This window comes from Pseudomonas sp., assembly GCF_035497915.1.
GTDB lineage: Bacteria > Pseudomonadota > Gammaproteobacteria > Pseudomonadales > Pseudomonadaceae > Serpens.
The window spans coordinates 52,596-75,638 of the sequence record NZ_DATJCS010000036.1 but is presented as its reverse complement, the minus strand read 5'-3'; the positions used below and the strand labels follow the sequence as shown (position 1 = coordinate 75,638).

Genomic DNA, 23,043 nt, shown 5'->3' with positions numbered 1-23,043 from the left:
CGACACCGGACGATTCAAGACTGATGATGCCCCCGTTCCGCCCCGCCCGCTGGCTGCCCGGTCCGCACCTGCAGACCCTCTGGTCGCCATTCTTCCGCACGCCACCTCAACTGGTGCGCCAGCGCGAGCGGCTGTGGCTGGCCGATGGCGACTTTCTCGACCTCGACTGGCATGGTCCGCAGGACAGCGAAGCGCCGCTGGTGCTGGTGCTGCACGGGCTGACCGGCTCCTCGTCATCGCTGTATGTGCTCGGCCTGCAGCAGCGCCTCGCCGAGCGGGGCTGGGGCAGCGTGGCGTTGAACTGGCGCGGCTGCTCGGGCGAGCCGAACCGCTTGCCGCGCGCCTATCACTCCGGCGCCAGCGATGATCTGGCCGAGGTAATCGCCCACCTGCGTGCCCGGCGTCCGCTGGCGCCGCTGTATGCCGCCGGCTACTCGCTGGGCGGCAACGTGCTGCTCAAGTACCTGGGGGAAAGCGGTGCGGACTGCCCGCTGCAGGGCGCCGTGGCGGTGTCCGTGCCGTTCCGCCTGGACCAGTGCGCCGACCGCATCGCCCTGGGCTTCTCTCGGGTGTATCAGCGCCACTTCATGCAAGCCATGCGCGCCTATGTGCAGACCAAGCAGCAGCATTTCCGCGAGCAGGGGCTGGAGGACCACTTGCAGCGTCTGCAGGCGCTCGGGCCGCTGACTCAGCTACGCACCTTCTGGGATTTCGACGGGCGGGTGACCGCGCCGCTGCACGGTTTCGCCGACGCCGCCGACTACTACCGGCGCGCGTCCAGCCGCTACTACCTGGGCGGCATTCGCGTGCCGACCCTGCTGATCCAGGCCGAGGACGATCCCTTCGTGTTCCGCCACAGCCTGCCCGAGCCGGGCGAACTGGCGCTCGGCACTCGCCTCGAGCTGCATCGCGGAGGCGGCCATGTCGGCTTCATCGAAGGCTCGCCCCGGCGACCTGCCTATTATCTGGAGCGGCGCATTCCCGCCTGGCTGGGCGAGGTGCATGGCGGCCTGCGGATACCCGGGCGCGCGCCCGCCGTCAGCGAGCGGCCGGCCTGAGCCCGTCTCAGACGGCGGCCAGCTTCTCCATGTAGGCCTGCACGTCCTCGCGGAAACCGTCGCTCAGAAAGCCTTCCTCCAGCGCCAGCAACTGGTAGAGCCCCTTGTGCAGCCGGGCCTCGTCAAGACTGGCGGCCGGCGAGGTGGTGCACAGGTAACGCACCCACGAGGTGGCCAGGATCCAGGCGTTGAGGGTCAGCGCCTCCACCTGGCGGGGCGTCATGCACAGCACGCCGGCGTCCACGAAGCCCTGATAGATATGCCGGGCATGCTCCAGCGTCTGCGCGGCGAACACCCGATAGCGCTCGGCCAGTTGCACATCGTTGTCCAGCAGATGCTCCAGATCCCGATGCAGGAACCGATAGCGCCACACGGCGTCGAGCAGCGATTGCAGATAGGCGGCCTTGTCTTCCAGGGTCAACGCGCGTCCGGCGGGCAGGTGCAGGAAGGAACCGACCCACTGCTCGTAGGCGGTGAACAGCTCGGCGACGATCGCCTGCTTGTTGCGGAAGTGGTAGTAGAGGTTACCGGGTGAGATACCCAGGTGCGCCGCGATGTGGTTGGTGGTAACGCTGCGCTCGCCCTGGGTGTTGAACAGCTCCAGGCTGGCCTGGAGGATGCGCTCGCGGGTGCTGAGGGGCTGGGACATGGGGAACTCGGTGATCAATCAGGCGGGTTACGTTACACCCTCCGAACCGGCCGGGCTGCGAACAAGGGCCGAACGCCGACGGGCCAGCTTTTCGTTGGGCTGTGATCCGTCACAGGGCTTGGCATGCTGGATTGACAGCCTAGAGCATTTACTCTAAACCAGGCATACACACGCGCGCTTGCGGGCGCGCCATAACAAGGAGACGTGCCATGCTTGCCGATCTGGCCTTTGCCCAGGACGCCACCTCGATCCAAGCCTCCCTGGAAGCGCTGCTGGCACGCCAGCGCAGTGCCTTCTTCGCCGATCCCAATCCCCGCGCCGAACAGCGCCGCGCCTGGCTCAAGGCCCTGCGCCGCCTGCTGGTCGACGAGCAGGAGGCGATCATCGCCGCCATCAGCCAGGACTTCGGCAACCGCAGCGCCGACGAAACCCGCATGGCCGAGATCATGCCCAGCGTGCTGGGCATCCATTACGCCAGCAAGCACCTCAAGCACTGGATGAAGCCGTCAAAGCGCGCGGTCGGCCTGCCGTTCCAGCCGGCCGCCACCCGCGTGCTCTACCAGCCGCTGGGCGTGGTTGGCGTCATCGTGCCGTGGAACTATCCGCTTTTCCTCGCCATCGGCCCGCTGGTGGGCGCGCTGGCCGCCGGCAACCGGGTGATGATCAAGATGAGCGAGTCCACCCCGGTCTTCTCGCAGCTGCTCAAGGAGCTGCTGGCGCGCGTCTTCCCCGAGGATCTGGTCGCCGTGGTCACCGGCGAGGTGGACGTCGGCGTGGCCTTCTCTAAACTGCCGTTCGACCATCTGCTGTTCACCGGCGCCACCAGTGTTGGCAAGCACGTGATGCGCGCCGCCGCCGAGCACCTCACCCCGGTGACCCTGGAGCTGGGCGGCAAATCGCCGGCGCTCATCTCCGCCGAGGTGCCGATGCAGCACGCCGCCGAGCGCATCGCCTGGGGCAAGACCCTGAATGCCGGGCAGACCTGCATCGCGCCCGACTATGTACTGGTGCCCGAGGGTCGGCGCGACGAATTCGTCGAGCAGTACCGCATTGCCGTGCAGCGTTTCTTTCCCGCCCTCAGGGACAACCCCGACTACACCGCGATCATCAACGGCCGCCAGCAGCAGCGCCTGGAAGGCTACCTGCGCGACGCCGAAGCCCAGGGCGCGCGCGTGGTGCCGCTGTTTCCGGAAAGTCAGGGTCGCCGCCTGGCCCACAGCCTGCTGCTCGATACCCGCGACGACATGAAGGTGATGCAGGAGGAAATCTTCGGCCCGCTGCTGCCGGTGCTGACCTACCGCGAGCTGAGCGAGGCGTTGGACTACATCAACCAGCGCCCACGCCCGCTGGCCCTGTATTACTTCGGCTACGACCGCGCCGCGCAGGAAGAGGTACTGGAAAACACCCGCTCCGGCGGCGTGTGCCTGAACGACACCCTGCTGCACGTGGCGCAGGACGACGCGCCGTTCGGCGGCGTCGGCGCCTCCGGCATGGGTCACTACCATGGCCATGAGGGCTTCAAGACCTTCAGCACCGCGCGCACGGTGTTCAGCAAGCAGCGCTTCAACGCCGCCCGGCTGATCTACCCGCCCTACGGCAAGCTGCTGCAGAAGCTGGTCTACCGGCTGTTCATCCGCTGATTCGGGGCCCCTCATGACCACCCTGACCGCACCCGTTCTCGGCCGCCGCAGCCTGCTCAAGATCGGCCTGCTCGGTGGCGCCGTGCTGGCCACCGCCGGCGTCACCGTCGCGCTGGTCGACCGGTTCGCCAGTGCGCCGGCCGAAGGCCATCTGGCGCTGCGCCCGGCCGATCTGCCGATTCTCGCCGCGCTGGTGCCGGTGATGCTGGAGGGCGCCGTCGAGCCGACACGCCTGTCCGATGCCGCCCGAAACACCATTCAGGGACTGGATCACCAGCTCGCCCACCTGTCACCGGAAATGCTCAAGCTCACCCGGCAGATGCTCGATGTGCTGGCCCTGCCGGTCACCCGCGGGCCGCTGACCGGCATCTGGAGCGGCTGGGAAAGCGCCAGTCCCGAGGCCGTGCGCCATTTCCTCGCCCGCTGGGAAAACAGCGCGCTGGCCCTGCTGCGCATGGGCCATGCCTCGCTGCTGCAACTGGTGATGATGGCCTGGTACGCGCAGCCGGAATCCTGGGCGCACTGCGGCTACCCCGGTCCGCCGACCGTATAAGAAGAAAGATAGAGAGCGCCTTGCCATGCCCGTACCCGACCTGTTTGCCGAAGGCATCGCCCGCGGCTGGAAAACCCATGACGGCTCGCGTCTGGAAAACGACCTGATCCTGGAAACCGATGTCGTCATCGTCGGCAGCGGGGCCGGCGGCGGCACCAGCGCGGAAATCCTCAGCGCCGCCGGTTTGAAGGTGCTGATCGTCGAGGAAGGCCCGCTGAAGACCAGCACCGACTTCCGCATGCAGGAAAGCGAGGCCTATCCGGCGCTCTACCAGGAAGGCATCGGCCGCATGAGCAAGGACGGCGCGGTGACCATCCTGCAGGGCCGCGCGGTGGGCGGCACCACGCTGATCAACTGGACCTCCAGCTTCCGCACCCCCGAACCGACCCTGGAGCACTGGGCCCGCGAGCATGGCGTGCGCGGCCTGAGCGCGGCGGAAATGGCGCCCTGGTTCGAGCGCATGGAACAGCGCCTGGGCGTGCAGCCCTGGGCGATGCCGCCGAACGCCAACAACGATGTGCTGCGCGCTGGCTGCGAGAAGCTCGGCTACCACTGGGCGGTGATCCCGCGCAACGTGAAGGGCTGCTGGAACCTCGGCTACTGCGGCATGGGCTGCCCGGTAAACGCCAAGCAGTCGATGCTGGTCACCACCCTGCCGGCCACCCTGGAGCAGGGCGGCGAACTGCTCTATATGGCCCGTGCCCAGCGCCTGCTGATCGAGGGTGATCAGGTGGTCGGCCTGGAATGCCAGGGCATGGACGCACGCTGCGTCGAGCCCAGCGGCCGGCGCATCCTGATCAAGGCCCGTCATTACCTGCTGGCCGGCGGAGGCATCAACACGCCCGGGATCCTCATGCGCTCCGGCGCCCCGGACCCGCATGGCCGCACCGGCAAACGCACCTTCCTGCACCTGGTGAATTTCTCCGCCGCGCAGTTCGAGCAGGTCATCAACCCCTTCTACGGCGCGCCGCAATCGGTGTACTCGGACCACTTCCAGTGGGCGGATGGCGTCAGCGGCCGCATGTCCTACAAGCTGGAAGTACCGCCCCTGCACCCGGCGCTGGCCAGCACGCTGCTCGGTCGTTTCGGCGTGGATAATGCCCTGCGCATGGAACAGCTGCCGCACACCAACATGATGCTGGCGCTGATGCGCGACGGTTTCCACCCGGACAGTGCCGAAGGCACGGTGGAGCTGCGCGGTGACGACACCCCGGTGCTCGACTACCGCATCACCGATTACACCTGGGACGGCCTGCGCCGCGCCTTCCAGCACATGGCCGAGATTCAGTTCGCCGCTGGCGCCAAGGCGGTGTTGCCACTGCATGCCGATGCCGGCTACGTCACCACCCTGGCCGAGGCGCGCACGCTGATCGATGGGCTGCGCCTGGAGAAATACCGCACCCGCCTGGGTTGCGCCCACGTGATGGGCGGCTGCGCGATGGGCGAGGATCCGCGCCAGGCGGTGGTGGACAGCCTGGGCCAGCATCACCAGTTGGAGAACCTGTCGATTCACGACGGCTCGCTGTTCCCCACCAGCATCGGCGCCAACCCGCAGTTGTCCATCTACGCCCTGAGCGCCAAGCTCAGCGCCGCGCTGGTGGAGCGCCTGGGCGCCTGATAATGGAACACTGAGATACTGCAGCCCGGCCGGACCTGCCCGGCTGGGTTTATCCCGGCCAGCGGAGGCCGGCACACACCGAACCCTCCAGGCCAGAAGCCTCCTTTGGCTCACCACAAGCCTCGCCTTTTTCTCACCCGCCTTCGCGGCGGCGCGGCGCATTCGCCGCTTTGCGGGACAAATCCCCTGCGTTACCATCCGCGCTTTCTCAACCCCAGCAGGACGTCGCGATGAACCGTGTGCTTTACCCGGGCACTTTCGACCCCATTACCCGAGGCCATGGCGATCTGATCGAGCGCGCCTCGCGGCTGTTCGAACAGGTGATCGTCGCGGTCGCCGCCAGCCCGAAGAAGAACCCGCTGTTCTCCCTGGAGGAACGGGTGGCGCTGGCCAAGGAAGTCACCAAGCACCTGCCGAACGTGCAGGTGGTGGGCTTCTCCAGCCTGCTGGCGCACTTCGTCCGCGAACAGCAGGCCAACGTGCTGCTGCGCGGCCTGCGCGCGGTGTCCGACTTCGAATACGAGTTCCAGCTGGCCAACATGAACCGCCAACTGGTGCCCGACGTGGAAAGCATGTTCCTCACCCCGTCGGAGAAGTATTCCTATATTTCCTCGACCCTGGTGCGCGAGATCGCCTGCCTGGGCGGCGACATCAGCAATTTCGTCCACCCGGCGGTGGCCGAGGCGCTGGCTCGTCGCTTCAACACCGAGAAGTAAGCGCCGATACGGCATAATCCGCACCACCGATTCACCAAGGCCACGGCGACGGCTGTGGCGGGAGCAGTAGCATGTCCCTGAAGATCACCGACGACTGCATCAACTGCGACGTCTGCGAACCCGAATGCCCCAACGGCGCCATCTCCCAGGGCGAGGAGATCTACGTCATTGACTCCAACCTGTGCACCGAATGCGTCGGCCACTACGACGAACCCCAGTGCCAGCAGGTCTGCCCGGTCGACTGCATCCCCCTCGACGAGAACAACGTCGAGAGCAAGGACGAGCTGATGCAGAAGTACCTGATCATCACCGGCAAGGCCTGAGCCCGCCCGTGACACGAAAGCCCGCCAATTGGCGGGCTTTTTCATGCGGCAGGATTCGACGCTTGGTCCGCCGCCCCGGCTGAGGCAGGCTTGACGGCGACAAGCCGAGGATAACGACATGGAGCGCGTGGATTGCGTGGTGGTGGGCGCCGGCGTGGTCGGGCTGGCGGTAGCGCGTGCGCTGGCGCTGGAAGGGCGCGAGGTACTGATTCTGGAAGCCGAGGCGGCCATCGGCACGGCCACCAGCGCACGCAACAGCGAGGTCATCCATGCCGGCATCTACTATCCGCAGGGTTCGCTCAAGGGTCGGCTGTGCGTGGCCGGCCGTGCGGCGCTGTACGACTTCTGCGACAGCCACGGCGTAGCCTATCGACGCTGCGGCAAGCTGATCGTCGCCACCGACGGCACGCAGCTCGCCGCCCTGGAGCAGCTGCATCGGCACGCGCGGGCCAATGGCGTCGACGACCTGCAACGCCTCGACGGCCCCGCCGTGCGGGCGCTGGAGCCGCAGCTGCTCGCCGTGGCCGGGCTGCTTTCGCCAAGCACCGGCATCATCGACAGCCATGCGTTGATGCTGGCGCTGCTGGGTGATGCCGAGCGGCACGGCGCGGTGCTGGCGCTCAATGCGCCGGTGGAGGGCATCCGGGCGACGGGCGAGGGCCTGTGCGTGCGGGTCGGCGGCAGCGATCCGCTGCAGCTGCTGGCGCGAACCCTGGTCAACTGCGCCGGACATGGCGCACCGGCGCTGGCCGCCCGCACCCAAGGCCTCGGGCGCGCAGGACTGCCGCGGCAGTACTTCGCCAAGGGCAGCTATTTCAGCATCGCCGGACGCGCGCCGTTTCGCCATCTGATCTACCCGCTACCGGAACCGGGCGGGCTGGGCGTGCACCTGACCCTCGACCTGGCCGGCCAGGCGCGCTTCGGCCCGGACGTGCAATGGGTCGAGGGGCTGGATTATGCGCTCGAGCCGCAGCGCGCCGACGGCTTCTACTCGGCGATCCGCCGCTACTGGCCGGGCTTGCCGGAGGGCGCGCTGCAGCCGGCCTACGCCGGCATACGCCCCAAGATCAGCGGGCCGGGCGAGGCGGCGGCGGACTTCCGCATGGACGGCCCGGCGCAGCATGGTATCCACGGGCTGGTCAACCTGTTCGGCATCGAGTCGCCCGGGCTGACCGCGAGCCTGGCGATCGGCGCGCAGGTCGCCGCGCTGCTGCGCGGCGCCTGATCGGCACGCATGAAAAAGCCCGCCATTCGGCGGGCTTTTTCGTTCAGCGGCGGATCAGCCGTCCAGCAGTGCCTTGTTGCGCACCGCGCCCTTGTCCGCACTGGTCGCCAGCAGGGCATAGGCCTTCAGCGCCGTGCTCACCTTGCGGGCGCGCGGTTGGGCGGGCTTCCAGCCCTTCTTGTCCTGCTCGTGCCGGCGATGGGACAGCTCTTCGTCACTGACCAGCAGCTCGATGGTGCGGTTGTGGATGTCGATATGGATCTTGTCGCCCTCCCGCACCAGGCCAATGGCGCCGCCCGCGGCCGCTTCCGGCGAGGCGTGGCCGATGGACAGGCCCGAAGTGCCACCGGAGAAGCGGCCGTCGGTGAGCAGGGCACAGTCCTTGCCCAGGCCCTTGGACTTCAGATAGGAGGTCGGATAGAGCATTTCCTGCATGCCCGGGCCGCCCTTCGGGCCTTCGTAGCGGATGATCACCACGTCGCCGGCCTTCACTTCGTCATTGAGGATGCCCTTCACGGCGCTGTCCTGGCTCTCGAAGATCTTCGCGGTGCCCTCGAACACCAGGATGGATTCGTCCACGCCGGCGGTCTTCACCACGCAGCCGTCCAGGGCGATGTTGCCGTACAGCACGGCCAGACCACCTTCCTGGGAGTAGGCGTGTGCCACGGAGCGGATGCAGCCCTCGGCGCGGTCCAGATCCAGGCTCGGCCAGCGGGTGTTCTGGCTGAACGCGGTCTGGGTCGGGATGCCGGCCGGACCGGCCTTGAAGAACTCGTGCACGGCCGGATCATTGGTCTGGGTGATGTCCCATTGGGCGATGCCCTCGGCCATGGTCCTGCTGTGCACGGTCGGCACGTCGGTGTGCAGCAGGCCGCCGCGGGCCAGTTCGCCGAGGATGGAGAAGATGCCGCCGGCGCGGTGCACGTCTTCCATGTGGTACTTCTGGATGTTCGGCGCCACCTTGCACAGCTGCGGCACGCGGCGGGACAGGCGATCGATGTCGCGCAGGTCGAAATCCACCTCGGCTTCCTGGGCGGCGGCCAGCAGGTGCAGGATGGTGTTGGTGGAACCGCCCATGGCGATGTCCAGGGTCATGGCGTTCTCGAAGGCCTTGAAGTTGGCGATCGAGCGCGGCAGCACGGAATCGTCGCCTTCGCCGTAGAAGCGCTGGCACAGCTCGACGATCAGGCGCCCGGCGCGCAGGAACAGCTGCTCGCGGTCGGCGTGGGTGGCCAGGGTGGAGCCATTGCCCGGCAGGGCCAGGCCCAGGGCTTCGGCCAGGCAGTTCATCGAGTTGGCGGTGAACATGCCCGAGCAGCTGCCGCAGGTGGGGCAGGCGCTGCGCTCGTACTCGGCGACCTTCTCGTCGGAGCAGGAGCTGTCGGCGGCGACCACCATGGCATCGACCAGGTCCAGACCATGGGCGGACAGTTTGGTCTTGCCGGCTTCCATCGGGCCGCCGGAGACAAACACCACCGGGATGTTCAGGCGCAGGGCGGCCATCAGCATGCCGGGGGTGATCTTGTCGCAGTTGGAGATGCACACCAGCGCGTCGGCGCAGTGGGCGTTGACCATGTACTCCACGGAGTCGGCGATGATTTCGCGGCTGGGCAGCGAATACAGCATGCCGTCGTGGCCCATGGCGATGCCGTCGTCCACGGCGATGGTGTTGAATTCCTTGGCCACGCCGCCGGCCTTCTCGATCTCGCGGGCGACCAGCTGGCCGAGGTCCTTCAGGTGCACGTGACCGGGCACGAACTGGGTGAAGGAGTTGGCGATGGCGATGATCGGCTTCTTGAAGTCTTCGTCCTTCATCCCGGTGGCGCGCCACAGGGCGCGGGCGCCGGCCATGTTGCGGCCGTGGGTGGAGGTTTTCGAGCGGTAATCGGGCATGACGGGGTCCTGCTGAAGGCTAATCGGCGCGGCACGGACGTCCGCTGTTTCTGCGTAGGTGAGCGCGCGCCAGGCGCCCGAGGGCAATCAACGGTGACGAGTTGCCGAGGGGGCCGGGGCCGAGTGGTGGCGGGGTCTCCGCCGACCGGGCCGGTTGGGCTCACGGGGTGGACAGGATGCGGCGATTCTAAGCCCAGGAGCGGCGCGGGCGAAAGCCACGCGATGGCTGGCCGCGGGCCGGCGCTCCTGGCGGAACGCCGGTGGCCTGGACGGCGTCAGGCGTTGGGCAGGATGCGGCAGGTCAGACTCTTGATGTAGCGGGTTTCCGGGATGGCCGGGTGCACCGGATGGTCCGGGCCCTGCGCGCCACGCTCGAGCAACTGCAGGTTGCGGTCCAGGTGGCGGGCGCTCTGCAGCAGGATGTTCTGCAGGTCGTCCTCGGGCAGGTGCATGGAACAGCTGGCGCTGACCAGGATGCCGTCCTTGTTGAGCATGCGCATGGCCATCTCGTTGAGGCGGCGGTAGGCGGCCTCGCCGTTCTTCAGGTCCTTCTTGCGCTTGATGAACGCCGGCGGGTCGGCGACCACCACATCGAAGCGCTCCTCGGCGGCCTTGAGTTCCTTCAGGGCGGCGAACACGTCGCCTTCCACGCAGGTGACCTTCTCCGCCACGCCGTTCAGCGCGGCGTTGCGCTCCACGCCGTCCAGGGCAAAGGCCGAGGCGTCCACGCAGAACACCTCGCTGGCGCCGAAGGCAGCGGCCTGCACGCCCCAGCCGCCGATGTAGCTGAACAGGTCGAGCACGCGCTTGCCCTTCACATAGGGCGCCAGCCGTGCGCGGTTCATGCGGTGATCATAGAACCAGCCGGTCTTCTGCCCTTCGAGCACCGGGGCTTGGAACTTCACGCCGTTCTCTTCCAGATCGACCCACTCGGGCACCACGCCGAAGGCGGTATCCACGTAGCGCTCCAGGCCTTCGGCGTCACGCGCGGAGGAGTCGTTCTTGAACAGGATGCCGCGCGGCTTGAGCACCTGCACCAGCGCCTCGATCACCGCCTCCTTGTTGCGCTCCATGGTGGCGCTGGCCAGCTGCACCACCAGGTGGTCGCCGAAGCGGTCCACCACCAGGCCGGGCAGGAAGTCGGAGTCGCCGTACACCAGGCGGTAGCAGGGCTGTTCGAACAGGCGCTCGCGCAGGCTCAGGGCCACCTGGATGCGGTGCACCAGCAGGGACTTGTCCAGCGTGTGGCCGGTGTCGCGCGACAGCAGGCGGGCGCAGATCAGGTTGTTCGGGCTGACCCCGACGATGCCCAGCGGCTTGCCGTTGGCCATTTCCAGGATGGCCTGGTCGCCGGGCTGGAAGCCGTTGAGCGGCGTGGCCGCCACGTCCACCTCGTTGCTGTAGACCCACAGATGACCGGCGCGCAGACGGCGTTCGGCATTGGCTTTGAGGCGTAGGCTGGGCAGGGACATGGGCGCGGCTCCGGAAAGGGGGCCGGCATTATACAGGGGCCGTGTAGCGGCCGCGCTTCCACCCGCCGGCGGAAAAACCGCGACATAACATCAGCGCGCTATCACCCCCGGGCAGGATAAACTCGCGCCCAGAACAGCCTCTTCGGATTGCCGCCCATGTCGCCTGAAATCTCCGCGGATCAGCTCCGCAGCATCCTCCAGGGCATCAGCGTGCCGCCCCAGCCGCAGATCATGGTCGATCTGCAGATGGAGCAGATGCAGCCCTACCCGGACGTCAACAACATCGCGCGTCTGATCAGCCAGGACCCCGGCCTGTCCGGCGCCTTGCTCAAGCTGGTCAACTCGCCGATCTACGGGCTGTCCAACCGCATCAGCTCGATCCAGCACGCCATCAACCTGCTGGGCACCAACACGGTCATCAACCTGATCAACGCCCAGGCCATCAAGGGCGCCCTGGACGACGACGAGATCGTTGCCCTGAATGGCTTCTGGGACAGCGCGCAGGACATCGCCCAGACCTGCCTGATGCTGGCCAAGCGCATCGGTTTCCAATCTGCGGACGAGGCCTATGCCCTGGGGCTGTTCCACAACTGCGGCATCCCGCTGATGCTGCAGCGCTTCCCGAACTACTTCGAGGTGCAGGAAGAGGCCTATTACCGCGCCTCGGAAGACAACCGCGTGGTGGACACCGAGAACCGCCTGCTCAACACCAACCATTCGGTGGTCGGCTACTTCATCGCGCGCTCCTGGCGACTGCCCGAGCGGGTCTGCGAGGCGATCGCCAACCACCACAACGCCCGTTCGATCTTCACCGACGACTCCAGCCGGCACACCCAGCTGAAGAACCTGCTGGCGGTCCTCAAGATGGCCGAGCACATCTGCGGCTGCTACCACATCCTGGGTCGCCAGGAAGTGGACCATGAATGGAACAGCCTGAGCGCGCTGGTGCTCGACTACGTCGGCCTGAGCGAATACGACTTCGACAACCTGCGCGAGGCGGTGAAGGAGGCGGGCATCGGCGGCTCCTACTACTGAGCCGCGCGCATCGGTACACTGCCGACCCGTTTTCTCATTGCATCGCCATGCCCGAACTTCCTGAAGTCGAAACCACCCGTCGTGGCATCGAGGCGCACCTGGTCGGCCAGCGCGTCAGCCGCGTGGTGGTGCGCGAGCGCCGCCTGCGCTGGCCGATTCCCGAGGATCTCGACGTGCGCCTGTCCGGCCAGCGCATCCTGCGCGTCGGCCGGCGCGCCAAGTACCTGCTGATCGAGGCCGAAGCCGGCACGCTGATCGTGCACCTGGGCATGTCGGGCAGCCTGCGCCTGGTGGAGCAGGGGCTGCCCGCCGGCCGCCACGAGCATGTGGACATCGAACTGGAGTCCGGCCTGGCGCTGCGCTACACCGATCCGCGCCGCTTCGGCGCCCTGCTGTGGAGCGCTGAGCCGCTGCAGCATGTGCTGCTGCAGAAGCTCGGCCCGGAGCCGCTCACCGAGGCCTTCGACGGCACCCGGCTGTTCGAGCTGTCGCGCGGCAAGAGTGTGGCGGTGAAGCCGTTCATCATGGACAACGCGGTGGTGGTCGGCGTCGGCAACATCTACGCCAGCGAGGCGCTGTTCGCCGCCGGCATCGACCCGCGCAAGCCGGCCGGCACGATTTCCCGGCCCCGCTACGAGCGCCTGGCCGCAGAGATCAAGCGCATCCTGGCCATCGCCATCGACTGCGGCGGCACCACGCTGCGCGACTTTGTCGGCGGCGATGGCAAGCCCGGCTATTTCCAGCAGGAACTGTTCGTCTACGGGCGCGCCGGGGAGTTCTGCAAGGTCTGTGGCGGCACGTTGCGCGAGGTGCGTCTCGGCCAGCGCTCGAGCGTCTACTGCGGCCGTTGCCAGCGCTGAGCCGCGGATTATGATGGCCGCCTGACAAGAAGAACCGAGGTCGTTGGATGTCCGGTAATTTCCTGCCGCCCAATCCGTTCGCCGAAACACTGGGGCGCTGCGTGCTGAAGCTGATGGGCTGGCGCGTGGAGGGTGAACTCCCGCCACTGGACAAGTTTGTGATGATCGGCGCCCACCACACCTCGAACTGGGACTTCGTGGTGTTCATCGCCGCCAAGTTCGTGCTGCGCGTCAATGCGCGCTGGTTCGGCAAGCACAGCATCTTCCGCTGGCCGTTTCGCGGCATCCTGCAGCGCTGGGGCGGCATTCCGATCCGTCGCGACCAGACGGCCAACGTGGTCGAGCAGGCGGTGCAGAGTTTCCGCGAGCACGCCCAGTTCATCCTGATCCTGTCCCCGGAAGGCACCCGCAAGCGGGTCGAGCGCTGGAAGATGGGCTTCTACCACATCGCCCGCGGCGCCGGCGTGCCGGTGGTCCCCGGCGCACTGGACTATGTGAACAAGCGCATCGTGATCGGCGCGCCGTTCTGGCCGAGCGGCGACGAAAGGGCCGACCTGCGCAATCTGCTGGCCTTCTTCCGGCCCTATGTACCGAAAAAACCGGAATACGCATTCCACGGTGATTGAAGGGCGTCACGCTGGCGCGCGGGTGAGCGAGCTATAGTCGCGGCACCCCTCACTCGCCGAAGGAACGCCCCATGAACCCGTTTCGCGCACTGGCCGCCGCCCTGGCGCTGACCACCGGACTGCTGAGCCTGCCGGCCCAGGCCAATCCCGGCGGCGACCCCATCTACAATGCCGACGCGCCGCCGGCCTACGCCATGATCGGCGACCTGCTCATCGCCCGCCCGCTGCTGATTGCCGGCACCGCCATCGGCACCGGCGTGTTCATCGTCAGCCTGCCGTTCACCCTGCTGGGCGGCAATGTCGGTGAGGCCGGCCAGGCGCTGGTGGTGGAGCCTGCCAAGGCCGCCTTCGTGCGCTGCCTGGGCTGCACGGAAAGCGGTTACCAGCGCGACTGAGCCCCCGACAGCTTCCCGCCCCGCACGCACTTAGCCCAAAGCCTAGGCGCCCGATCTGGCGCGCCCCTTCCCGCCATGCAGCTTCCCGGCTAGGCTGTGCGTCGCCCGTGTATGGGCGTTTCCTTTGAGCGGATGGCGACGTGAAGCAGTACTCGAGAATTTCCCTGATCCTGCTGGGCATGGCAGCGCTTGGCTGGTCGTTCTGGTCCAGTTCTGGCTGGCTGCAGCTGTGTGCCGGCCTGGCCCTGTTCCTGTTCGGCATGCAGTGCCTGGAGGAAGGGCTGCAGGAACTGGCCGGCGGCAAGCTGGAACAGCTGCTTGGGCGCAGCACCTCCACGCCCTTCCGCGCCCTGCTGTTCGGCACCGGTGCCACTTTCCTGCTGCAGTCCAGCACCCTGGTGTCGCTGCTGACCATCGCCTTTCTGAGTACCGGGCTGATCCAGCTGGCCGGCGGCATCGCGGTGATCTTCGGCGCCAACCTGGGCGCCACCAGCGGCATCTGGCTGCTGGCCATGGCTGGCCAGAACCTCAGCCTGTCGCCGCTGGCCCTGCCGCTGCTGGTGTTCGGCGTGCTGGCCAGCTTCACCGGCCCGGCCGGCAGGGGCGGCGGGCGGATCCTGCTGGGCATCGCCTTCATCTTCCTGGCCATCGACCAGATCAAGGGCGGCTTCGCCAGCTTCGGCGACGCCATGGACCTGACCGCCTACAGCGGTGGCGGGCTGCTGGGCACGCTGCTGTTCACCGGCATCGGCATCGCCATCACGGTGGTGCTGCAGTCCAGCCACGCCACCCTGATGCTCACCCTGGCGGCCCTGGCGGGTGGCCAGGTCGGCCTGGAGCAGAGCCTGGCCATCGCCATCGGCTCCAACGTCGGCACCGCGGTGACCACCGGCGCCATGGGCATGCTGGGTGGCAACCGTAGCGGCCAGCGCCTGGCCCTGGCGCACGTCATCTTCAACATCAGCAGCGCCGTGGTCAGCCTCGCACTGTTCGTGCCGCTGACCTGGCTGGTGCTGTGGAGTACCGGTCTGTTCGGCCTCGGCAACAACAGCCTGATTCAGCTGGCGCTGTTCCACACGCTGTTCAACGTGCTGGGCGTACTGCTGTTCTGGCCCTGGCAGAAGCCGTTCGCCGCGCTGCTGGCGCGCCTGCTGCCCGAGCTGCCCGAACCGCGCGTGCTGATCACCGAGGTGTCGACCAGCACCGCGCAGGCGGAACCGGAACGCACCCGCGCCCGCTACCTGGTGGAGGGCGCGCTGAACTCGGCGGACGCCGCCGCCAGCGCCGTGGCCCAGGAACTGCAGCACCTCGAACGGCTGAGCCTGGAAGTGATCTGCCACGCCCTCTACCTGCCGGTCGACCAGCTGTATGGCCCGCAGGCTGACGAGGCGCTGATCGCCGCGCGCCCGGACCTGCACGGCCTGGATGCCGACGGCCTCTACCAGCGGCACATCAAGGGCGTGCACGCCGACCTGCTGAGCTTCATGGGCCGCCTGGAATTGAACCTGGACGAGCCCCACCAGGCCTTCTGGACCTCCGGCCAGGTCGCCGCCCTGCAACTGGTCGACGCGGTCAAGGACGCCAAGCACCTGCAGAAAAACCTGGGTCGCCACCTCAGCCAGGCCAGCGACACGGCGGTGCGCCGCGCCTATGTCGAGCTGCGCCGGCACCTGCTGCACGCGCTGCGCGAGGTGCAGGAGCTGAACCGCTCCAACCTGCCCGAGGAGCAGTGGAACGCACGTCTGCGCCTGCTCGACGACACCGCCGCCACGTTCGACTCGCGCTTCCGCCAGCGCCTGTTCGCCGGTATCCGCACCGGCGAGCTGGACGGCCTGCAGACCAGCTCGCTGATGAACGACCTGGGCTACACCAGCCGCATCATCCAGAGCCTGCGCAACGTGCTGATGATCAGCGAGGGACACGAACTGTCCCGCCAGCTGCGTGCCCTGTTCGGCCAGCAGCAGGAGCCGCTGATCCAGCTATCCTGATCGCCGGGCCGGGCGTCCGTTGGGACGTCCGGCCGCACGCGAGCGCTTGACAGCTCCTGGTGGCGCTCCCAGCATGTGCAGAAAAACGCACGAGGCGTTCAATATGACTGCCAGTGGGATTGCCGACTCCGCCATTGAACGCTTCGCCGCCTGCGAGCGGCAGCGTTTTCTCGATAGCCATCCCGCCAGCTTGCGCCTGGCCGAACGTGCCCGTCACAGCCTGTACGGCGGCGCACCGATGCCCTGGAGCGCCTGGCCCGCGCCGGCACCGCTGTTCGTCGCCGAGGCCTGCGACGCCCGCCTGCGGGACGTCGATGGCCATGAATACCTGGACTTCTGCCTGGGCGATGGTGCCAGCCTGTTCGGCCATTCGCCGGCACCGGTGGCCCGCGCACTGGCCGAGCAGGGCGCACGCGGCCTGTGCACCCTGCTGCCGGGCGAGGACGCGGTGCGCGCCGCCGAGCTGCTGGCGGAACGCTTCGGCCTGCCGACCTGGCAGATGGCCGGTTCGGCGAGCGATGCCAACCGTTTCGTGCTGCGCTGGGCGCGAGCCATCACCGGCCGCAAGGTGATCCTGGTGTTCGATGGCTGCCACCACGGCAGCGTCGACGAAACCCTGGTGCGCGGCCGCGAAGGCCGCACGCTGCACCGACCAGGGCTGATCGGCCAGGCGCGCAACCTGACCCAGCACACCCGCGTGGTGCCGTTCAACGACCTGGCGGCGCTGGAGGCCGCCCTGGCCCAGGGCGACATCGCCGCGCTGCTCTGCGAGCCGGCGCTGACCCACGGCGGCCTGGTGCTGCCCGAAGCGGGCTTTCTGCAGCAGGCCCGCGAGCTGACGCGCCGCCACGGCAGCCTGCTGATCCTCGATGAAACCCACAGCCTGTCTGCCGGTCCGGGCGGCTGCACCCGCGCCTGGCAGCTGGAGCCGGATTTCCTCACCGTCGGCAAGGCCATCGCCGGCGGCGTGTCCTGCGCCGTGTACGGCTTCACCCGCGCCATGGCCCAGGCCATGCAGCTGGCCGAGCAGCATGCCGGCGAAGCGCTGGCCGCCCTGGAACTCCACGGCCATGGGCACAGCGGCATGGGCACCAGCCTGGCGGCCAATGCCCTGGCCATGCGCTGCCTGCGCGCCAATCTGGAGGAGGTCATGAGCGCGGCGGCCTACGACCGCATGCTCAGCGGGGCCGCCCAGCTGGCCGACGGACTGCGCGAGCTGTTCGCCGCTCACGGCCTGAACTGGACGGTCAGCACACTGGGCGCACGCTGCGCTTTCCAGTTCAGCGCCCGCCCGCCGCGTACCGGCGGCGAGGCCGAAGCGGCCTGCCAGGACAACCTGCGGCAGGCGCTGCAGCTGTACCTGGGCAATCGCGGCGTGCTGATCTCAGCGCGCCACAACCAGTTGCTCTGCTGTCCGGACAGCGCAGCCCCGGAGGTGCGGCAGCTGCTGAGCACGCTCGATCAGGGCCTGGGCGAGCTGCTGGCGCTGCCCGGCGCGCGGTGCTGAGCGCGGCGACCTATGAGACTGATAGGCGATTGACAGGCGACAGAGTGCCGCACCTCGGGTATTGTTCCGCCCGTTTTCCGCAATAGAGCTGGTGTACCACGATGGACTATCCCGCCGGAGTCTCCGAACTCTCGATGTCGGTGCTGATGACTCCCGACAAGGCCAATTTCTCGGGCAATGTGCACGGCGGCGTGCTGCTCAAGTACCTGGACGAAGTCGCCTACGCCTGCGCCAGCCGCTACGCCGGCTGCTACGTGGTCACCCTGTCGGTGGACCAGGTGATGTTCCGCCAGCCCGTGCATGTCGGCGAGCTGGTGACCTTCATGGCCTCGGTGAACTACACCGGCCGCACCTCGATGGAGATCGGCATCAAGGTCATCACCGAGGACATTCGCGAGCGCTCGGTGCGCCACACCAACAGCTGCTTCTTCACCATGGTGGCGCTCGACGCCAGTGGCAAGCCCACCGCCGTGCCGCCGCTGGAACTCAAGACCCGCGAACAACGCCGGCGCTTCGCCCAGGCCGAACAGCGCCGGCGCATCCGCGCCGAGCTGGAACAGCGCTACAAGGCACTGCGCGAAGACCAGCCGGGGCTCTGAGCCTCAGCTTTCCGCCAGGCCGTCCACCACCAGGCGGTTGCGCCCGAGCTGCTTGGCCCGATACAGGGCCAGGTCGGCGCGCTGGAATACCTCGTCGGCCGCTTCCTCGTCCGGGCCGAAGCAGGCCAGGCCGGCGGACAGCGTGACCGGCAGCCGCTCGCCCTTGAAGTGGAAGGGGCAGGACTGGATGCTCGACAGCAGTTCCTCGATCAGCGGGCGGGCGCCCGGCAGATCGTAGCCGGGCAGCAGCAGCACGAACTCCTCGCCACCGTACCGGGCCAGGAAGCTGCCAGCCGGCATACGCCGCCGGATGATGTCCGCGATCAGCTTGAGCACCTTGTCGCCGGCCAGATGGCCGAAGCGGTCGTTGACCTGCTTGAAGTGATCCACGTCCAGCACCGCCAGCGCCAGCTCGCCCGGCTGCTGGCGGCGCCGTTCCAGCGCCTGCTGCACCTCGCTGTTCCAGGCCGTGCGGTTGGCCAACCCGGTGAGCGGATCGCGCAACGCCTCGCGCCGCTGCTCGTTGAGCTGGTCGCGACAGACCTCCGCTTCCCGCTCCAGCTCCATGATGCGCGTCGACAGCTGCTGCAGGGAGGCGCCCAACGCCTGGTCGCGCACCTCGCGCTGCGAGCGCTGCTCCTCCAGCCCGTCCAGCAGCGCTTCCAGGCGACAGGAAATGCTCTGCTTGAGGCTTTCCAGATCCACCGCGCCGCTCACCGCCGCCTGCATGTCGCCCACCTGGCGGCGCAGCGACTGGTCGAGGTCCTCGGCCAGCGCGGAGCCTTCGGCCCGCTGGGCGCCCAAACTCTCCAGGCCGGTCTGCACGTGACTCAGGCGTTCGTTGAGCCGGGCCAGGAAATCCAGCAGTTGCAGCTGATCCTCGCCCGCCTCGAGCACCAGCTCGCCCAACCCGTCGACCAGGCCGACCAGCGCGTCCGTCTCGACCTCGCCATGCAGGCGGCCGAGCAGGCGACGCAGCTGGATCTGGTACTTCATGGGCAGCGCCGACTGGCTGAGCAGCGCGCGCAGCACCTGGGAGAAACCATCGATCAGCGTCTTGGCGCCGTCGGCAACGACCGGCGCGGCCTCCTGGCCGCCCAGCAGCCGCTTGAGCAGACCCGCCGTGGGATTGCGCTGCGCGATGACATGGTCGAGTGCCTGCCACTGCAGGTCGGCGAAGGCCTTGTGCAACGCCACCAGCTCGACCTGCTGGGGCAGCACCCCGGCCAGGTTGCGGGCGAACTCGCCGATGGCCTCGCGCAATGATGGCGGCAGCGTCTGTCCTTCGAGGCGCGCCACCTGGGCGGACAGCGCCACCAGTTCCCGGCTCATGCGACTGGCGCGCAGGTATTCGCTTTCCGCCAGCACGTTTTCCAGGCGCGGCAGCAGGGCGCGCAGGCCGGACAGCGTTTCCTTGCCGCGCAGCGCCTGACGCAGGTCGCGCAGGCACAGCTCGATGGCTGGCGCGGGGTCGCGAATGGCCAGGCTGCAGCGCACCAGAGTGCGGCGCAGTAGATCGACTTCGGTGAGCAGCGCCTGTTCGCGCAGGCGCTGCTGCTGTTCGTGGGAGGGCGGGGCGTCGTTCGGGCGCGTCATGGGATCACCCGCGCAATTGGGGCAGGCGGTCGGCCGAACCCTGCGGCAGTCGGATCTCCACGGCCACGGGCAGGTGATCGGAAATCGGCGCGTCCAGCACCTCGACCCGTTCCAGGCCCAGCTCCGGGCTGAGCAGGATATGGTCCAGGCAGCGCTGCGGGCGCCAGCTGGGGAATGTGGCGCAGACCTGCGGAGCGATCAGCCCGAGATCACGCAGTGGCGAGTGTTCAAGCAGATCCACCGCCTGGGTGTTCATATCCCCCATCAGCACCATGTGGCGGAAGTCGCCGAGCAGCTCGCGGATGTAGGACAACTGGCGCGTGCGCGTGCGCGCGCCCAGCGCCAGGTGCATCATCACCACCGCTAGCGCGTCCGGACCCTCGCCGAAGCGCAGCAGCATGGCGCCGCGCCCGGCGGGGCCGGGCAGCGGATGGTCCTCCAGCTGATGGGGACGCAAGCGGCTGAGCACGCCGTTGCTGTGCTGGGCGAAGCGCCCGAGGTTGCGATTGAGCTGCTGGTACCAGTAGGGGAAGTCGCCGAGCTGGGCCAGATGCTCCACCTGATTGACGAAGCCCGAGCGCAGGCTGCCGCCGTCCACTTCCTGCAGGGCCACCAGGTCATAGTCGGCGAGCAGCTCGCCGATGCGCTGCAGGTTCACGCCGCGCCCGGCATGCGGCAGCAGGTGCTGCCAGCTGCGGGTCAGGTAATGATGGTAGCGCTGGGTGATGATGCCGACCTGGATGTTGAAGCTGAGCAGGCGCAGCCGTCCATCCGCCGGCAAACCCGCAGGCTTTCCGCTACGGGGATTGATGCGCGTCTCACGCTGCGTGGGAGTCTTCACGATACGCCGTCTGAGCATGATCGGGACCGCGCCCCTCAGTACGCCTTATTGAGCTGCCCGCTCGCGGGCGATCAGATGATCGGCCAGGGCAACCGCCTGCTGCATGCCTCCAGCCGAGCCCAGGTCCAGTCGGTATTTGCCGTTGATCACCAGCACCGGCACCCCGGTGACCTGGTAGGCGATGGCCAGCTTCTTGGCCTTTTCCATCTGGCTCTTCACGCCGAAGGAGCCGTAGGTCTTGAGGAACGCGTCCGGATCGACACCCTGGCCGGCCAGGAACTCGGCCATTTCCTTGGGCGTGGCCAGCTTGCGGCCTTCGCGATGCAGCGCGGCAAAGACCGCGTCATGCACCGACTGCTCGACCTTCATCGCCTCCAGGGCGATGAACAGCTGGCCGTGGGTGTTCCACACGCCGCCGAACAGGGCCGGCACGCGAACGAAATTCACGTCAGCGGGCAGGGTTTCCACCCAGGCGTTGAGCACCGGTTCGAACTGATAGCAGTGCGGGCAGCCATACCAGAACAGCTCGACCACCTCGATCTTGCCGGGCTGGGATACCGGCACCGGGCTGTTCAGCTCCACATAGTGCTTGCCGGCCTGGTAATCGGCGGCATGGGCGGGCAGGGACAGCAGACTGGCGACCGCCAGCAGGGCACTGAAAAGCAGGGTGCGCATGCAAGAACTCCTCGACTGGATGACGGCTCTGGCCGTTTGGGGCCGCTGGGCGGCCGGTGCGTCGCCGGATTTTAACCACAGGCGCAAAAAAAAAGGGCAGCTCGCGCCACCCTTTTTCCACCATCACGACAATCAGTGCAGGCCCTGGATGTAGCTGGAGAGTGCCTGGATGTCCTTGTTGCTCAACTTGGCGGCGATGGCGCGCATGATCATGGTGTCGCCGTCGTTGGTGCGCGCGCCTTCGCGGAAATCGGTCAGCTGCTTGGCAATGTAGGCAGCGTGCTGGCCGTTCAGTTTCGGATAGGCGGCGGCGGCGTTGCCGATGCCGTTCGGTGCGTGGCAGCCGGTGCAGGCAGGCATGCCCTCGGCCAGCTTGCCGCCGCGCCACAGCGCCTCGCCACGCTCGACCAGCGCCGGATCAGCGGCGCCGATGCTGCCCTTCTGGCTGGCGAAGTAAGCGGCGATGTCCTGCAGATCCTGGTCGCTGAAGGCGTCCAGCATGGCGGTCATTTCCAGCACCTTGCGGCCCACGCCTTCGGCGGCGCCCGGGGTGGAACCGGCCTTGATGTCCTGCATCTGCTTGAGCAGGTAACGCTCACCCTGGCCGGCCAGCTTCGGGAAGTTCGGCGCGGCGCTGTTGCCGTCCGCGCTGTGGCAGGCGGAGCAGAGCATGACCTTGTTCTTACCGGCTGCAGCGTCGCCTGCGGCCTGTGCGGCGCCGGTGATGCCCAGGGTCAACAGCAGACTCACGAGTACTTTGTTCATCAGCTAATCCAATAACGGCTAAGGGTGAGAGGGAGCTCGGTCCGAAGGCCCGCGTCTATGCGCGTTCTGGCGTCATGGTCCCGTTCGGCTTCGCTCCGACAGCGGAGCAAAGCGCACACAAAATCGGCGGCATTATATACTTGCGCCGCTGAAACGGAAACGAAACCGCCCCCTGCGACCCCGGGTCGCACCTTGGAAACCCTCATGTCCATCAAGAATCCGATCCTCGGGTTGTGCCAGCAGGCCACCTTTCTCATCAGTGCCGCCAAGGTGGACCAATGCCCCGCCGACCTCGGCCGCGAGGTCGCCTTCGCCGGTCGTTCCAACGCCGGCAAGTCCAGTGCCCTGAACACCCTGACGCATGCCAATCTGGCGCGCACCTCGAAGACACCTGGCCGCACCCAGCTGCTCAACTTCTTCCGCCTGGACGACGAACGCCGCCTGGTCGATCTGCCCGGCTACGGCTACGCCAAGGTGCCGATCCCGCTCAAGCAGCACTGGCAGATGCACCTGGAGGCCTACCTGGGTAGCCGCGCCAGCCTGGCCGGCGTGGTGCTGATGATGGATATCCGTCACCCGCTGACCGAGTTCGACCGCATGATGCTCGACTGGGCGCGGACCAGCGGCATGCCACTGCACATCCTGCTCACCAAGGCCGACAAGCTGGCCTTCGGCGCGGCGAAGACCGCCCTGCTCAAGGTGCAGAAGGACGTGCGTCAGGGCTGGGGCGATAGCATCAGCGTGCAGCTGTTCTCCGCGCCCAAGCGCCAGGGCATCGAGGAAGCCCAGGCCGTGCTGGCCCGCTGGCTGGGACTGGGTGAAGAGGCCAGCGAGGAAGCCTGACGCCAGGCCACCGGTGCCGGACCGCCGGGCCGCCGGGCCGTCAAATCGCAGGCAAAAAAAAACCTCGAACTTCGTATGGGGAGGGGGAAGTTCGAGGTTCAACTCCGACTCGCCAAGCGGCGATCAGATATCTGCCAACACTAAACACAACAAGGAGCATTGAACG

At 67.6% G+C, this 23,043-nt stretch carries 22 protein-coding genes; 15 read left to right on the top strand and 7 right to left on the bottom strand.

Features of this window, described 5'->3' with window-relative positions; translation table 11 throughout:
• Positions 1-23: 23 nt before the first annotated feature.
• Positions 24-1,058, top strand: coding sequence for a hydrolase (locus VL129_RS10605; protein WP_325412784.1), 1,035 nt, complete (start codon positions 24-26; stop codon positions 1,056-1,058).
• Positions 1,059-1,065: 7 nt separating this feature from the next.
• Here the strand turns inward: VL129_RS10605 and VL129_RS10600 are convergent, their stop codons facing one another.
• Positions 1,066-1,707 carry a TetR/AcrR family transcriptional regulator gene (locus VL129_RS10600; RefSeq protein WP_325412783.1) on the bottom strand — a complete coding sequence of 214 codons (642 nt, stop codon included), beginning with the start codon at positions 1,705-1,707 and terminating at the stop codon, positions 1,066-1,068.
• Positions 1,708-1,916: 209 nt separating this feature from the next.
• On the opposite strand from VL129_RS10600, the gene VL129_RS10595 reads away from it, so the two are divergent.
• The 6 genes from VL129_RS10595 to VL129_RS10570 all read left to right on the top strand — a co-directional run bounded on the left by VL129_RS10595 (position 1,917) and on the right by VL129_RS10570 (position 7,782).
• Positions 1,917-3,347: a coniferyl aldehyde dehydrogenase gene (locus VL129_RS10595; protein ID WP_325412782.1), complete on the top strand. Its 1,431-nt coding sequence runs from the start codon at positions 1,917-1,919 to the stop codon at positions 3,345-3,347.
• Positions 3,348-3,360: 13 nt separating this feature from the next.
• Positions 3,361-3,900, top strand: a complete 540-nt coding sequence (locus tag VL129_RS10590; RefSeq protein WP_325412781.1) for a twin-arginine translocation pathway signal protein — start codon at positions 3,361-3,363, stop codon at positions 3,898-3,900.
• 25 nt (positions 3,901-3,925) lie between these two features.
• Positions 3,926-5,518 (top strand): GMC family oxidoreductase, encoded by a 1,593-nt coding sequence (locus VL129_RS10585; protein ID WP_325412780.1) that lies wholly within the window; start codon positions 3,926-3,928, stop codon positions 5,516-5,518.
• A 230-nt stretch (positions 5,519-5,748) separates the two neighbouring features.
• The gene (coaD, locus tag VL129_RS10580; RefSeq protein ID WP_325412779.1) at positions 5,749-6,234 is read left to right on the top strand and encodes a pantetheine-phosphate adenylyltransferase; all 486 of its coding nucleotides are present in this window, start codon (positions 5,749-5,751) and stop codon (positions 6,232-6,234) included.
• Between the two features lie 71 nt (positions 6,235-6,305).
• Positions 6,306-6,557: a YfhL family 4Fe-4S dicluster ferredoxin gene (locus tag VL129_RS10575; protein ID WP_003286306.1), complete on the top strand. Its 252-nt coding sequence runs from the start codon at positions 6,306-6,308 to the stop codon at positions 6,555-6,557.
• Positions 6,558-6,675: 118 nt separating this feature from the next.
• Positions 6,676-7,782, top strand: coding sequence for an NAD(P)/FAD-dependent oxidoreductase (locus VL129_RS10570; RefSeq protein ID WP_325412778.1), 1,107 nt, complete (start codon positions 6,676-6,678; stop codon positions 7,780-7,782).
• Between the two features lie 54 nt (positions 7,783-7,836).
• On the opposite strand, the gene ilvD is transcribed toward VL129_RS10570, so the two are convergent.
• Both ilvD and VL129_RS10560 read right to left on the bottom strand, forming a co-directional pair.
• A complete protein-coding gene (gene ilvD, locus VL129_RS10565) occupies positions 7,837-9,675 on the bottom strand; it encodes a dihydroxy-acid dehydratase (RefSeq protein WP_325412777.1) in 1,839 nt (612 codons plus the stop codon).
• 275 nt (positions 9,676-9,950) lie between these two features.
• Positions 9,951-11,147, bottom strand: a complete 1,197-nt coding sequence (locus tag VL129_RS10560) for a class I SAM-dependent rRNA methyltransferase (protein ID WP_325412776.1) — start codon at positions 11,145-11,147, stop codon at positions 9,951-9,953.
• Positions 11,148-11,303: 156 nt separating this feature from the next.
• Here VL129_RS10560 and VL129_RS10555 point away from each other — a divergent pair, with 156 nt between their 5' ends.
• The 7 genes from VL129_RS10555 to VL129_RS10525 all read left to right on the top strand — a co-directional run bounded on the left by VL129_RS10555 (position 11,304) and on the right by VL129_RS10525 (position 18,157).
• Positions 11,304-12,182 carry an HDOD domain-containing protein gene (locus VL129_RS10555; protein ID WP_325412775.1) on the top strand — a complete coding sequence of 293 codons (879 nt, stop codon included), beginning with the start codon at positions 11,304-11,306 and terminating at the stop codon, positions 12,180-12,182.
• 47 nt (positions 12,183-12,229) lie between these two features.
• Positions 12,230-13,042, top strand: coding sequence for a bifunctional DNA-formamidopyrimidine glycosylase/DNA-(apurinic or apyrimidinic site) lyase (gene mutM, locus VL129_RS10550; protein WP_325412774.1), 813 nt, complete (start codon positions 12,230-12,232; stop codon positions 13,040-13,042).
• Between the two features lie 47 nt (positions 13,043-13,089).
• On the top strand, positions 13,090-13,668 hold the full coding sequence (locus VL129_RS10545) for a lysophospholipid acyltransferase family protein (protein ID WP_325412773.1): 579 nt from the start codon (positions 13,090-13,092) through the stop codon (positions 13,666-13,668).
• Between the two features lie 71 nt (positions 13,669-13,739).
• On the top strand, positions 13,740-14,063 hold the full coding sequence (locus tag VL129_RS10540; protein WP_325412772.1) for a multidrug transporter: 324 nt from the start codon (positions 13,740-13,742) through the stop codon (positions 14,061-14,063).
• A 179-nt stretch (positions 14,064-14,242) separates the two neighbouring features.
• Positions 14,243-16,051, top strand: coding sequence for a Na/Pi cotransporter family protein (locus VL129_RS10535; protein WP_325412906.1), 1,809 nt, complete (start codon positions 14,243-14,245; stop codon positions 16,049-16,051).
• A 103-nt stretch (positions 16,052-16,154) separates the two neighbouring features.
• Positions 16,155-17,558, top strand: a complete 1,404-nt coding sequence (locus VL129_RS10530) for a transaminase (protein WP_325412771.1) — start codon at positions 16,155-16,157, stop codon at positions 17,556-17,558.
• Positions 17,559-17,659: 101 nt separating this feature from the next.
• Positions 17,660-18,157 carry an acyl-CoA thioesterase gene (locus VL129_RS10525; protein ID WP_325412770.1) on the top strand — a complete coding sequence of 166 codons (498 nt, stop codon included), beginning with the start codon at positions 17,660-17,662 and terminating at the stop codon, positions 18,155-18,157.
• A 3-nt stretch (positions 18,158-18,160) separates the two neighbouring features.
• Here VL129_RS10525 and VL129_RS10520 read toward each other — a convergent pair whose 3' ends face one another.
• The 4 genes from VL129_RS10520 to VL129_RS10505 all read right to left on the bottom strand — a co-directional run bounded on the left by VL129_RS10520 (position 18,161) and on the right by VL129_RS10505 (position 22,034).
• Positions 18,161-19,753, bottom strand: coding sequence for a GGDEF domain-containing protein (locus VL129_RS10520; RefSeq protein WP_325412769.1), 1,593 nt, complete (start codon positions 19,751-19,753; stop codon positions 18,161-18,163).
• Positions 19,754-19,757: 4 nt separating this feature from the next.
• Positions 19,758-20,612, bottom strand: a complete 855-nt coding sequence (locus tag VL129_RS10515; protein WP_325412768.1) for an endonuclease/exonuclease/phosphatase family protein — start codon at positions 20,610-20,612, stop codon at positions 19,758-19,760.
• A gap of 27 nt (positions 20,613-20,639) precedes the next feature.
• The gene (locus VL129_RS10510) at positions 20,640-21,269 is read right to left on the bottom strand and encodes a thiol:disulfide interchange protein DsbA/DsbL (protein WP_325412767.1); all 630 of its coding nucleotides are present in this window, start codon (positions 21,267-21,269) and stop codon (positions 20,640-20,642) included.
• 132 nt (positions 21,270-21,401) lie between these two features.
• On the bottom strand, positions 21,402-22,034 hold the full coding sequence (locus VL129_RS10505) for a c-type cytochrome (RefSeq protein WP_325412766.1): 633 nt from the start codon (positions 22,032-22,034) through the stop codon (positions 21,402-21,404).
• Positions 22,035-22,238: 204 nt separating this feature from the next.
• On the opposite strand from VL129_RS10505, the gene yihA reads away from it, so the two are divergent.
• Positions 22,239-22,877 carry a ribosome biogenesis GTP-binding protein YihA/YsxC gene (gene yihA / locus VL129_RS10500; protein WP_325412765.1) on the top strand — a complete coding sequence of 213 codons (639 nt, stop codon included), beginning with the start codon at positions 22,239-22,241 and terminating at the stop codon, positions 22,875-22,877.
• The last annotated feature ends 166 nt before the right edge of the window (positions 22,878-23,043 follow it).